The 11,949-nt window shown below is 72.3% G+C and carries 12 protein-coding genes and 1 pseudogene; 4 read left to right on the forward strand and 9 right to left on the reverse strand.

The window, feature by feature from the left end; genetic code table 11:
• Nucleotides 1-2: 2 nt before the first annotated feature.
• The 3 genes from IE308_RS05225 to IE308_RS05235 all read right to left on the reverse strand — a co-directional run bounded on the left by IE308_RS05225 (nt 3) and on the right by IE308_RS05235 (nt 2,941).
• Entirely contained in the window at nt 3-926 is a 924-nt protein-coding gene (locus IE308_RS05225) for a PfkB family carbohydrate kinase (RefSeq protein WP_190216769.1), read from the reverse strand.
• The gene (locus IE308_RS05230) at nt 923-1,411 is read right to left on the reverse strand and encodes a macro domain-containing protein (protein ID WP_190216770.1); all 489 of its coding nucleotides are present in this window, start codon (nt 1,409-1,411) and stop codon (nt 923-925) included. The genes IE308_RS05225 and IE308_RS05230 overlap by 4 nt, the downstream gene beginning before the upstream one ends.
• A gap of 63 nt (nt 1,412-1,474) precedes the next feature.
• Entirely contained in the window at nt 1,475-2,941 is a 1,467-nt protein-coding gene (locus IE308_RS05235; RefSeq protein ID WP_190216771.1) for an amino acid permease, read from the reverse strand.
• Nucleotides 2,942-3,171: 230 nt separating this feature from the next.
• Between IE308_RS05235 and IE308_RS05240 the strand changes: the two genes are divergently transcribed.
• Nucleotides 3,172-3,870, forward strand: a complete 699-nt coding sequence (locus IE308_RS05240) for a MerR family transcriptional regulator (protein ID WP_190216772.1) — start codon at nt 3,172-3,174, stop codon at nt 3,868-3,870.
• A 48-nt stretch (nt 3,871-3,918) separates the two neighbouring features.
• Here IE308_RS05240 and IE308_RS05245 read toward each other — a convergent pair whose 3' ends face one another.
• The 3 genes from IE308_RS05245 to IE308_RS05255 are packed head-to-tail and all read right to left on the reverse strand — an operon-like array spanning nt 3,919 to nt 8,542.
• Complete coding sequence (locus IE308_RS05245; RefSeq protein ID WP_190216773.1) at nt 3,919-6,099, reverse strand: 3-hydroxyacyl-CoA dehydrogenase NAD-binding domain-containing protein; 2,181 nt, start codon at nt 6,097-6,099, stop codon at nt 3,919-3,921.
• 44 nt (nt 6,100-6,143) lie between these two features.
• Entirely contained in the window at nt 6,144-7,358 is a 1,215-nt protein-coding gene (locus IE308_RS05250) for an acetyl-CoA C-acetyltransferase (protein ID WP_190216774.1), read from the reverse strand.
• Complete coding sequence (locus IE308_RS05255) at nt 7,355-8,542, reverse strand: CaiB/BaiF CoA transferase family protein (protein WP_190216775.1); 1,188 nt, start codon at nt 8,540-8,542, stop codon at nt 7,355-7,357. The genes IE308_RS05250 and IE308_RS05255 overlap by 4 nt, the downstream gene beginning before the upstream one ends.
• Nucleotides 8,543-8,758: 216 nt before the next feature.
• Between IE308_RS05255 and IE308_RS05260 the strand changes: the two are divergent.
• Nucleotides 8,759-9,937 (forward strand): annotated as a pseudogene (locus IE308_RS05260) (saccharopine dehydrogenase family protein).
• Between the two features lie 27 nt (nt 9,938-9,964).
• On the opposite strand, the gene mmpA reads toward IE308_RS05260, so the two are convergent.
• Nucleotides 9,965-10,126 (reverse strand): morphogenic membrane protein MmpA, encoded by a 162-nt coding sequence (gene mmpA, locus IE308_RS05265; RefSeq protein WP_190216776.1) that lies wholly within the window; start codon nt 10,124-10,126, stop codon nt 9,965-9,967.
• 180 nt (nt 10,127-10,306) lie between these two features.
• Between mmpA and IE308_RS05270 the strand changes: the two genes are divergently transcribed.
• On the forward strand, nt 10,307-10,525 hold the full coding sequence (locus tag IE308_RS05270) for a hypothetical protein (RefSeq protein WP_190216777.1): 219 nt from the start codon (nt 10,307-10,309) through the stop codon (nt 10,523-10,525).
• On the opposite strand, the gene IE308_RS05275 is transcribed toward IE308_RS05270, so the two are convergent.
• Nucleotides 10,456-11,196 carry an endonuclease V gene (locus IE308_RS05275; RefSeq protein ID WP_190216778.1) on the reverse strand — a complete coding sequence of 247 codons (741 nt, stop codon included), beginning with the start codon at nt 11,194-11,196 and terminating at the stop codon, nt 10,456-10,458. The genes IE308_RS05270 and IE308_RS05275 overlap by 70 nt on opposite strands.
• Before the next feature lie 101 nt (nt 11,197-11,297).
• Here IE308_RS05275 and IE308_RS05280 point away from each other — a divergent pair, with 101 nt between their 5' ends.
• Complete coding sequence (locus IE308_RS05280) at nt 11,298-11,594, forward strand: YciI family protein (protein ID WP_190216779.1); 297 nt, start codon at nt 11,298-11,300, stop codon at nt 11,592-11,594.
• 19 nt (nt 11,595-11,613) lie between these two features.
• Here the strand turns inward: IE308_RS05280 and IE308_RS05285 are convergent, their stop codons facing one another.
• Entirely contained in the window at nt 11,614-11,937 is a 324-nt protein-coding gene (locus IE308_RS05285; RefSeq protein ID WP_110633316.1) for a plasmid stabilization protein, read from the reverse strand.
• Nucleotides 11,938-11,949 lie beyond the last annotated feature (12 nt).

An 11,949-nucleotide genomic window follows, 5' to 3' on the forward strand; every position in this document is an offset into this window, starting at 1 on the left:
GGTCAGGGTCTGGATGGCGCCGGGTCCGCCTCGGCCGCGCGGGCCAGCAGTTCGTCCCGGGTGATCGCCGATGCCTCGGTCGAGGGGATCGTGCAGGCGTGGGCGCCGGCGATCGCGCCGAAGCGGGCGCACCGCTCGGGCGTCTCGCCCGCGAGCAGGCCGTGGAGGAAGGCCGCCGCGAAGGCGTCGCCCGCCCCGTTGGAGTCCACCACCGGGGCGGGCGGCGCCACCGCCGGTACGTGGGTCACATCGCCGTCGGCGAGCAGATACGCGCCCTCGGCGCCGGCGGTGGCGACGACGATCCGGGCCCGGCCGCGCTCGGCGACGCGGCGCATGACCGCCTCGGGGTCGGTGAGGGCGGCGGCGGAGAGGAACACGATGTCCGCGCCGTAGGCGAACGCCTCGTGGTACGGATTCTCCCCGTCCCAGTCGTGCAGGTCGGTGGAGACGCCGACTCCGGTCTCCCGCAGCAGCGGCAGGGCGTCGGCGCACGGCTGGGTGATGCACACGTGCACATGCCGGGCGCGCTCGGCGAGGGCGCGGACGGTGTCCTCGGGCAGCCGGTCGCCGGGCCGTGCGCGACTGGTGTCGTACAGGGACAGCCGACGGCCGTCGGGGCCGACGAGGTTGACCGCCCGCTTGGTGCCGGCCGGCTGCGGCACATCGGTGAACGCGATGCCGTGCTCCCGGTGCAGAGCCCGGACGAGGTCCCCCTCGTGATCGTCACCGACCAGATCGAGGTGATGGGTGCTCAGCCCCAGCGCGGCCAGCCCCAACGCCATGAAGTCCCCGGTCTGCCCGGCACGGGTCCGGATCCCGGAGTCGATGTGATAGCTGTCCGCGTAGGGCAACGGCAGCTCGGGCACGTACACGATCGTGTCGACCCCGGCCCCACCCAGCACGAGCACGTCGATGTCCCGGCTCATCGCGAGTCCTCCCCCTGGTCGTACACCGTCACGGTGACCCCCCTCTTGACCAGGCGCTCCTGGATGAGCGGCTCGATGCGGGACCATCTGCCGCCCGCGAGTCCGCAGCCTATCCGGGGCATGTGCACCGAAGCGCCCAGTTTCTCGGCGTGGTCGGCGAGGCGGCCGAGGGCCGTGTCGATGGCCTCGTAGCGCACGGGGACGCCGTTGCTGCCGGTCCTGATCCCCCGCTGGCCGATCATGTTCGCCACCCACACATACGGCTCGACCTGGACCAACTGCACGGCGCCCAGCCCAAAGTCGTTCGTCGACCGCGCCCGGTGCCAGGCGCGGTAGGCCTTCTCAGGCTCCGGCCAGCGGCGCGAGAGCGCCAGCACGAAGCCCTTCCCCCATCCCCCGATGTCGTTCGCGACATGGGCGATCACTTTGACGCCCTTGCCGAACGGCACGGTGGCGTCACCCCGGACATAAGTGATCTCCGACATGACGCCACCGTAGGCGATGCCACTGACAATCGCCGTGGCCTGGGGAAACGCCCCCTAGACCGGTTACTGCGTGATCTTGCCCAGTTCCCGGTCCGTCTCCTGGGAGACGCGGCGGCGGACGCCGTACCAGCCTGCTACGAGGAGGACCGCGATGCCGGGGATCAGGAGGAGGGTCTTGCGGCCGACCTCCGGGTCGTTCCACATCATGCCGAGGCAGGCCAGCAGGAACGCGATCGTCGCGATCTCGGTGACCGGGCTGCCGGGGAGGCGGAAGGACGGGCGGGCGAGGAGGCCGGCCTTGGCGCGGCGGACGAAGACCAGGTGGCAGATCATGATGATCACCCAGGTGCTGATGATGCCGAGCGAGGCGACGTTCAGCACGATCTCGAAGGCCTGGCTGGGCACGAGGTAGTTCAGGCCGACGCCCAGCACGCAGATGCCGCAGGTCAGCAGGATGCCGCCGTAGGGCACCTGGCTGCGGCTCATCACGCGGGTGAACTTGGGCGCCGAGCCCGCCATCGCCATGGAGCGCAGGATGCGGCCGGTGGAGTACAGGCCGGAGTTGAGCGAGGACATGGCGGCGGTGAGGACGACGAGGTTCATCACGTCGCCGGCGCCGTCGACGCCGATCTTGGAGAGGACCGTGACGAAGGGGCTCTCGTCGGCGGAGTACACCGAGCCCGGCAGCAGCAGGGCGAGCAGGATGACCGAGCCGCAGTAGAACAGGCCGACACGCCACATGATCGAGTTCACGGCGCGCGGGACGATCTTCTCCGGCTCGGCGGTCTCGCCCGCGGCGACGCCGACCAGCTCCAGCGCGGCGTACGCGAAGATCACGCCCTGCATGACGAGGACCACCGGCATCAGCCCGTGCGGGAAGACGCCCCCGTGGTCGGTGATCACGCTCAGGCCGGGCGTCTGGCCGCCCACCTGGTGCTGCGTGGCCAGCAGGAAGATACCGACGAGCATGAAGGCGACGAGCGTGGCCACCTTGACGATGGCGAACCAGAACTCCATCTCGCCGAAGATCTTCACGGAGATCAGGTTCACGGCCAGCACCACGGCGAGCGCGATCAGCGCCAGCACCCACTGCGGGATCGGGGTGAAGAAGCTCCAGTAGTGCGTGTACAGGGCGATCGCGGTGATGTCGGCGATGCCGGTGGTCGACCAGTTCAGGAAGTACATCCAGCCGGCGACGTAGGCGCCCTTCTCGCCGAGGAACTCGCGCGCGTACGACACGAACGAGCCGGACGACGGGCGGTACAGGACCAGCTCGCCCAGCGCGCGCACGACGAAGAAGGCGAAGACGCCGCAGACGAGGTAGGCCAGGGCGAGCGCGGGGCCCGCGTTGTGCAGCCGGCCGCCGGCGCCGAGGAAGAGGCCGGTGCCGATCGCGCCGCCGATCGCGATCATGTTGACGTGGCGGTGCTTGAGGTCCTTGCTGTAGCCGGCGTCGCCCGCGTCCGCGGGCGTCCGGGTCGCCTCGGGGGTGGCGGCGACCTGTGCCGTGTGCACGGCGTCCTTGCTCACGGGGTGGATCCGTTCTGTGGTGCGCCCGAGCGGGTTCTCCGCCGGATGTGCTTACGTGCCTCGGCCCGCACCACCGGTCGCGGCACAGACCAAGGCAGCAGCTTCCCAGAGGGATCAGCCGTCATGCGATGGTCCATGTCACAGAGCGGTTCTTCTCACACGCCCTTCACCTGCCGTTTTCTTCTCCTCACAGGTGTCACAGCATTGGTGAGACAGCGATACTGCTGCACATGACGACCACCGACGAGCCGACCCTCACGATCGACGAGCTGGCCGCCCGAGCGGGCGTCACCGTGCGGACGGTCCGCTTCTACGGCACCAGGGGTCTGCTCCCGCCGCCCGTGCTCGGCCCGCGCCGGGTGGGCCGCTACGGCGCCGGGCATCTGGCGCGGCTGGCGCTGATCGAGGAGCTGCAGCACCAGGGCATGACGCTGGCGGCGATCGAGCGGTACCTGCGGCAGCTGCCGGCCGACCTCAGCGCCCGGGATCTGGCGCTGCACCGCGCGGTGGTCGCGTCGTGGGCGCCGGACACGGTGGAGTCGCTGAGCCGGGAGGAGCTGGACCGCCGGGCGGGGCGTCCGCTGTCCGAGGCGGAGGTGGAGCGGCTGACCGCGATGGACGTCGTCGCCCGAGACGGCGACAGCTTCCGCGTCGACGCCGGGCTGCTGCGGCTCGGCGTCGAGCTGCTGGACGTACCGCTGTCGCAGGAGACCGTGCTGGCGGCCCGTACCGTCCTGATCGAGCACTCCCGGGCGGCGGCCCGGGAGCTGTCGGGGCTGCTGCGGGCCGCGGTCGCCGACCTCGGCCCGCAGGACGTGAAGTCGCTGTCCGCCCATATGCACCCGCTGGTGGTGCAGGCCCTCCTCACGACCTTCCAGCGGTCGCTGAAGGAGGAGCTGCGGGAGTGGCTGGACGGCGACGAGGGATGACGCCCGGCGCGCGCCTCGTGAAGCGGGGGCGCCGGGTGAGCCCGGCGTTCAGCGGCCGTCGGTGAACGTCTCCCCCTTCTCCGCCTTCTCCACCAGCAGCGCGGGCGGCGTGAAGCGCTCGCCGTAGCGCTCGGCGAGTTCACGCGCGCGTGCCACGAATCCGGCGGGGCCGCCGTCGTAGCCGTTGATGTACTGCAGCACGCCGCCCGTCCAGCCGGGGAAGCCGATGCCGAGGATCGAGCCGATGTTGGCGTCGGCGACCGAGGTCAGCACGCCCTCCTCCAGCAGCCGGACGGTGTCCAGCGCCTCGGCGAAGAGCATGCGCTCCTGCATGTCCCGGAAGGGGATCTCGTACCCCGGCTTCGTGAAGTGCTCGCGCAGGCCGGGCCACAGGCGCACGCGCTTGCCGTTCTCGTCGTACTCGTAGAAGCCGGCGCCGCCGCTGCGGCCGGTGCGGCCGAACTCGTCGACCATGCGGTCGATGAGGGCCTCGGCGGGGTGCGGCGTCCAGGTGCCGCCGGACTCCTCCACCGCCCGCTTCGTCTCGCTGCGGATCTTCCGCGGCAGGGTGAGCGTCAGGTCGTCCATCAGGGACAGCACCTTCGCCGGGTAGCCCGCCTGGGCCGCGGCCTGCTCCACCGACGCGGGCTCGACGCCCTCGGCGACCATGGCCACGCCCTCGTTGATGAAGTGGCCGATGACCCGTGAGGTGAAGAAGCCGCGCGAGTCGTTGACGACGATCGGCGTCTTGTTGATCTGCCGGACCAGGTCGAAGGCGCGCGCGAGGGCCTCCTCGCCGGTGCGCTCGCCCTTGATGATCTCCACCAGCGGCATCTTGTCGACCGGCGAGAAGAAGTGCAGACCGATGAAGTCGGCCTGCCGCTCCACCCCTTCGGCGAGCTGGGTGATGGGCAGGGTGGAGGTGTTGGAGCACAGCAGCGCGTCCGGCGCGACGACCGATTCGATCTCCTGGAACACCTTGTGCTTGAGCGAGGTGTCCTCGAACACCGCCTCGATGACGGCGTCGCAGCCGGCGAGGTCGGCGGCCTCGGCGGTGGGCGTGATGCGCGCGAGCAGCGCGTCGGCCTTCTCCTGGCTGGTACGGCCCTTGGCGACGGCCTTGGCGCACAGCTTCTCGGAGTAGCCCTTGCCCTTGACGGCGGCCTCCAGGGAGACGTCCTTGAGGACCACCTCGATGCCGGCGCGGGCGCAGGAGTAGGCGATGCCGGCGCCCATCATCCCGGCGCCCAGCACGGCGACCTTGCGGACCTGGCGGGGCTCGACGCCCTTCGGGCGGTTGGCGCCGGCGTTGACGGCCTGGAGGTCGAAGAAGAACGCCTGGATCATGTTCTTGGCGGTCTGCCCGGTGACCAGCTCGGTGAAGTAGCGGGTCTCGATGGTGATCGCCGTCTCGAAGTCGACCTGGGCGCCCTCGACGGCCGCCGCCATGATGTTGCGCGGCGCCGGGTAGGGGGCGCCGCCCAGCTGCTTGCGCAGGTTGGCGGGGAAGGCGGGCAGGTTGGCGGCGAACTTCGGGTGCGCCGGGGTGCCGCCGGGGATCTTGTGGCCGGGCAGGTCCCAGGGCTGGTGCGACTCGGGGTGGGCGTCGATGAAGGCGCGGGCCTTGGCGAGCATCTCCTCGGGCGTGTGGGCCAGGTCGTGGACGAGGCCGTTCTCCAGGGCGCGCTTGGGCGTGTACTGGGTGCCCTGCAGGAGGACCTTCAGCAGCGCGTCGGTGATGCCCATGAGGCGGACGGTGCGGGTGACGCCGCCGCCCGCGGGCAGCAGGCCGAGGGTCACCTCGGGCAGGCCGATCTTGGAGCCGGGGGCGTCCAGCGCGATGCGATGGTGCGAGGCGAGGGCGATCTCGTACCCGCCGCCGAGGGCCGCGCCGTTGAGGGCGGCGACCACGGGCTTGCCCAGGGTCTCGATGCGGCGCAGGGCGCTCTTGATCTCGGTGGCGGTGTCGAAGACCCGCTGGGCGTCCTCGGGGCCGGCCTTGATCATGTCCTTGAGGTCTCCGCCCGCGAAGAAGGTCTTCTTGGCGGAGGTGTAGATGAAGCCGCGGATGGAGTCCTTCTCGGCCTCCGCGCGCGCGGCGACGGCCGCGATGGAGGCCCGGAAGGCCTGGTTCATGGTGTTGGCCGACTGGTTCGGGTCGTCGAGGACGAGGGTGACGACGCCGGTGTCGTCCTGCTCCCAGCGGATGGTGGTGGGCTCAGTGCTCATGGAAGCTGCTCCGTGGAGGTCCGTGGTGATCCGTTGGGAGGGGGTCAGACGCGCTCGACGACGGTGGCGATGCCCATGCCGCCGCCCACGCAGAGCGTGGCGAGGCCGTAGCGCTTGTCCTGCCGCTCCAGCTCGTCGACGAGCGTGCCGAGGATGATCGCGCCGGTGGCGCCGAGCGGGTGGCCGAGGGCGATGGCGCCGCCGTTGACGTTCACCTTGTCCAGGGACAGGCCCATGTCCTTCACGAAGCGCAGGACGACCGCGGCGAACGCCTCGTTGATCTCGACGAGGTCGATGTCGTCGATGGTCAGCCCGGCCTTGGCGAGGGCCTTGCGGGTGGCGGGGGCGGGCCCGGTGAGCATGATGGTGGGCTCGGAGCCGGAGACGGCGGCGGAGACGATCCGCGCGCGCGGGGTGAGGCCGTAGCGCTCGCCGACCTCCTTGGAGCCGATGGCGACGAGGGAGGCGCCGTCGACGATGCCGGAGGAGTTGCCGGCGTGGTGGACGTGGTCGATCTTCTCCACCCAGTGGTACTTCTGCAGCGCCACGGCGTCGAAGCCGCCGAGTTCGCCGATGTCGGCGAAGGACGGCTTGAGCCTGGCGAGGGAGTCGGCGGTGGTGCCGGGCCGCATGTGCTCGTCGTGGTCGAGGACCGTCAGGCCGCTGCGGTCCCTCACGGGGACGACGGAGCGCTCGAAGCGGCCCTCCTTCCAGGCGGTGGCGGCCCGCTCCTGGGACAGCGCCGCGTACTCGTCGACGTCCCGGCGGGTGAAGCCCTCGATGGTGGCGATGAGGTCGGCGCCGATGCCCTGCGGGACGAAGTTGACGGCGAGGTTGGTCATCGGGTCGTTGAACCAGGCGCCGCCGTCGGAGGCCATCGGCACCCGGGACATCGACTCCACCCCGCCCGCGAGGACGAGATCCTCGAAGCCCGAACGGACCTTGGCGGCGGCCATGTTGACGGCCTCCAGACCGGAGGCACAGAAGCGGTTCTCCTGCACGCCGGCGACGGTGTCCGGCAGCCCGGCGGCGATCGCGGCGATGCGGGCGATGTCGGAGCCCTGGTCGCCGACCGGTCCGACCACGCCGAGCACGATGTCGTCGATGGCGGCCGGGTCCAGGCCGGGGAAGCGGTCGCGGAGCTCGTGGATGAGGCCGACGACCAGGTCGATCGGCTTGGTGCCGTGCAGGGCGCCGCCTGCCTTGCCGCGGCCGCGCGGGGTGCGGATCGCGTCGTACACGTACGCTTCGGTGCTCACGAGGAGGCCTTTCGCTCAAGGGGTTCGGGGCGAGGGCTGCGGCCGCGGTCGTCCGCCGCGGCCAGGAGGCGGGGCGCGTCCCAGTCGCGGGCCACGTCCTCGGTGTCGGCTCCGGGCCGCGCGGGGCCGGTGCGGACGGCGGTCGGGGTCGCGGAGAAGCGGGGCGCCGGGGCCGGCTGGGTGAGGCCGCCGTGGTCGGTGAAGGTGCCGCGGGCGGCGAGGTGCGGGTGGTGGGGGGCCTCGCGCAGGGACAGTACGGGCGCCACGCACGCGTCGGTGCCCTCGAAGACGGCGGTCCACTCGTCCCGGGTGCGGGTGCGGAAGCGGGCCGCGACGGCCTCGCGCAGTTCGCCCCAGCGGGTGACGTCCGTGTGGTCCGCGACGCGGTCGCCGAGGCCGATCAGGCGGACGAACTCGGCGTAGAACTGCGGCTCCAGCGCGCCGACGGCCATGTGGCGGCCGTCGGAGGTCTCGTACGTGCCGTAGTAGGGGCAGCCGCCGTCGAGGAGGTTGGCGCCGCGCCGGTCCTGCCAGGCGCCGGCCGCGAGCATGCCGTGGATCATGGCGCTGAGGTGGGCGGCGCCGTCGACGATGGCGGCGTCGACGACCTGCCCGGTGCCGCTCACGCGCGCGTGGTGCAGTGCGGCGAGGACGCCGACGACGAGGTAGAGGGAGCCGCCCGCGTAGTCGCCGAGCAGGTTGGCGGGGGCGGCCGGGGGCCGGTCGGGGGCGCCGATCATGCCGAGGGTGCCGGTGAGGGCGAGGTAGGCGATGTCGTGGCCGGCGGCCGGGGCGAGCGGCCCGTGCTGGCCCCAGCCGGTCATCCGGCCGTAGACGAGCCTGGGGTTGCGGGCGTGGCAGTCTGCGGGGCCCACGCCGAGGCGTTCGGCGACGCCGGGGCGGTACCCCTCGATGAGGACGTCGGCGCGGGCGGCGAGGTCCAGGACGCGGGCCGGACCGTCGGCCGCCTTGAGGTCGACGACCACCGAGCGCTTGTTGCGGTTGGTGACGTCGACGGCGGGGTCGATGCCGAGGCCGGGTCCGCCGGGGCGGTCGACCCGCACCACGTCGGCGCCGAGGTCGGCCAGCAGCATGGCGGCGAACGGGCCGGGGCCGATGCCGGCCAGCTCCACCACGCGCACGCCGCTGAGAGGGCCCTGACCCGCTGTCGGTGCTGCCGCCATCCGGCCCCCTCGCCGTGGACGTCGATATGACACAAACGATGTAACACCAGTGATGCTAAGAACACGTTCCACCGGGCACAAGACCTCACGAGCAAGCGCTTAGTCCATTGTGCGTACGGGGTGCCCGCCCCCGTCCAGGGCGGAGCACGGGCGGAGCACTCCTCACGCTAGCCTCAGCCACCGACAGCGGCGCGGCCGCACGACGCGAGGAGTGTCATGAACAGGCTGAACAGGACGGACCGCCCGTACGACATCGTGCTCTTCGGGGCCACCGGTTTCGTCGGGACGCTGACCGCGGAGTACCTCGCCGCGCACGCGCCGGACGACGTCCGCTGAGCGATCGCCGGCCGCAGCGAGCGCAAGCTGGCCGCACTGCGCGAGCGGCTGCCCGGCGGCGAGCGGGTCGGCGTCCTGCGGGCGGACGTCGACGACCCGGCCTCCCTGCACTCCCTCGCCGAGCACGCGCGCGTGGTCGCGACGACCGTCGGCCCGTACATCCGCTACGGCGAACAGCTCGTCTCCGCCTGCGCCGACACGGGCGCCGACTACCTCGACCTCACCGGCGAGCCGGAGTTCGTGGACCTGATGTACGTCCGGCACGACGCACGCGCGCGGGAGACGGGCGCCCGGCTGGTGCACGCCTGCGGCTTCGACTCCGTGCCGCACGACCTGGGGGCGCTGTTCACCGTCCGGCAGCTGCCCGAGGGCGTACCGCTGCGGGTGGACGGATTCGTGACCGCCGACGCCACGTTCTCCGGCGGCACCTTCGCCTCGGCGCTCGGCCAGTTCGCCCGCGGACCGCAGATGCTGGCCGCCGCCCGGGAGCGCCGCCGGCACGAGCCCCGGCTGCTGGGCCGCCGCGCGCTGGCCCCGACCGGAACACCCCGGTTCGCCAAGGAGATCGGGGCCTGGGCGCTGCCGCTGCCGACCATCGACCCGCAGATCGTGCGCCGCTCGGCCAAGGCCCTGGAGGCCTACGGCCCCGACTTCCGCTACCGCCACTACGCCGCCGTACGGCATCTGCCCGTGGCGGTGGGCGGGGTCGCCGCCGTGGGGGCGCTGTTCGCGGCGGCCCAGGTTCCGCCCGTCCGGCGCTGGCTGGCGGACCGGATCGAGCCGGGCGAGGGGCCGGACGCCGAGAAGCGGGCCAGGAGCTGGTTCAGGGTGCGGTTCGTCGGCGAGGGCGGCGGCCGGCGCGTCTTCACCGAGGTCTCCGGCGGCGACCCCGGCTACGGCGAGACGGCGAAGATGTTCGCCGAGTCGGCGCTCTGCCTGGCCCTGGACGACCTGCCGCCGACGGCCGGGCAGGTCACGACGGCGGTCGCGATGGGCGAGGCGCTGACCGAGCGGCTGGGCGCGGCGGGCATCCGCTTCCGGGTCGCCGCGCACGCCTGACGCGGCGCTCCCGCTGATCCGGCGGCGCTACCGGGGCCACTGCACGACCGTGTAGACCATCCCGCAGATCCAGGCGAACCCGGCCAGCGCGGCGAGCACCAGCGCGGCGGTCACGGCGCGCTCGACGGGCCGGTCGGGGTCGGTGAGCGGCGGGGCGGAACGGCGGGCGGGAGCGCGATGCGTCGTCATGGGCGCCAGCCTGGCCGAGGGCGGCGGGGCGGGGCATCCGTACGGCTACTCAGAACAGGTACTCAGTCCGGGGCGCCCGCCGCGGGCCCGCACGGCACCGCCGTTTGAGACTTTCCCCCGGCCCTCCCCCAAGGCGGTGGGAAAAGTCTCAACGGGGAGTTCAATGAAACACTTGAGGGCATGAAATTCGTACTCGAAGTCGCCCTGGACGAGGGCGCGTTGAAGGACGACCCGGTGGCGGAACTCGGCCGGATCCTGCGGTACTGGGCCGGCAACGTCCGTCACTACCCGCTGCGGCCGGGCGACCGCTCCGACATCTACGACTCGGGCTACCGGGACGTGGGCGAATGGCGGGTGGTCGCCTCCGGAGAGGCCGCCTCCCGAGAGGTCGCCTCCTGAAGCGCCCTTCGGCACAGGGAGTCCGCGCGGCGGGTGGTCTCCGGGAGGCGGTAGGCCGGGGTGAGCGCGAGGACGTGGGCGCAGGCGTTGTCGAGGGCGACGCGGTGGCCCACGGAGACGAAGACCGGCTTCACGCCGTCCCGGGTGCGCAGGGCCCGGCCGACCTCCTCCTCGCCCGCGAGCAGCGGCGAGGAGGAGCCGCGCCGGGTGCCCGGTTCGTCGTAGGTGAAGGTGAAGGGGTTCTTGGCGACGCCGATCACGGGGAGACCGGTGAGCACGCCCAGGTGGCTCGCGAGGCCGAAGCGGCGCGGGTGGGCGAGGCCGTACCCGTCGCACACGACCAGGCCGGGCGGGCGGGACAGGGCGTCGAGGGCGGCCAGCACCGTGGGGATCTCACGGAAGGCGAGCAGGCCGGGCACGTACGGGAAGGAGACGCCGCCCACGGCGGTGGCCTCGGCAAGGACCTCAAGGCTCGCCGCGTCCAGCACCACGGCCGCCGCCGCGACGACGTCGCGCTCGTCGTCGTAGGCGACGTCGACCCCGGTGACGTACCCCGTGCCCGGGGCCGGTCCCGGCTCGTCGAGCACCACCCGGGCCCGCAGTTCGTCCTGGACGGCGCGGGCCTGCTCCTCGGTCGCGGGCCAGCCCGCGGGAATCCGTACGGTCGTCATGATGATCGTGAGACTACGCCGCCGGGGCCGCTGCCGGGAGCGCCGCCGGGCCGGCCGCCCGGGCCCCGGGCCGGTGACCCGGGGAGCGTAGGCTCGCGATCATGTTCGTACTGGAGCTGACCTACACCGCCCCGCTGGAAGCCGTGGACGCCGTGCTCGACGCCCATGTGGACTGGCTGAACGAGCTGTACGCGCAGGGTGTCTGCCTCGCGTCCGGCCGCAAAAGCCCCCGTGACGGCGGGGTGATCCTCGCCGTCGCCGAGAGCCGGGAGCGGATCGAGGAGATCACCGCGGGCGACCCGTTCGTGACCGCCGGGGTGTGCACGTACCGCGTCACGGAGTTCGTGGCGACGAAGACGGCCCCGGAGCTGGAGCGTTTCCGGGAAACGCTCGCCTGAGGCTCCGGGGTCGGCCGGCTCACTTGCCCAGGGCCCGCTGCAGCTCGCTCTTGTTCATGTCCGAACGGCCCTTGATGCCGCGCTGCTTGGCCTCCTCGTAGAGCTGGTCGCGGGTCGGGCCCTGGGAGCCCTTCCCGGACCGCTGCCCGCCGCGCTTGCCGGAGGACATGTCCTGGGTGGAGGTGCGGCTGGCGGTCTTGGACTCGCCGGAGCGGGCGCGTTCCTTGTTCACCGTCCGGGCGGCCATCTCCTTGGCCCGCCCGGTGCTCTCGCCCCGCTCCTCCGCGCTCTTCTTGATGTGCTCGTACTGGCGTTCGCGCTTGGGGCTCGAACCGCGTGGCATGGTCGCTCACTT

The sequence above is a fragment of the Streptomyces griseosporeus genome (assembly GCF_014656055.1).
In the GTDB taxonomy this organism is placed as follows: domain Bacteria; phylum Actinomycetota; class Actinomycetes; order Streptomycetales; family Streptomycetaceae; genus Streptomyces; species Streptomyces griseosporeus.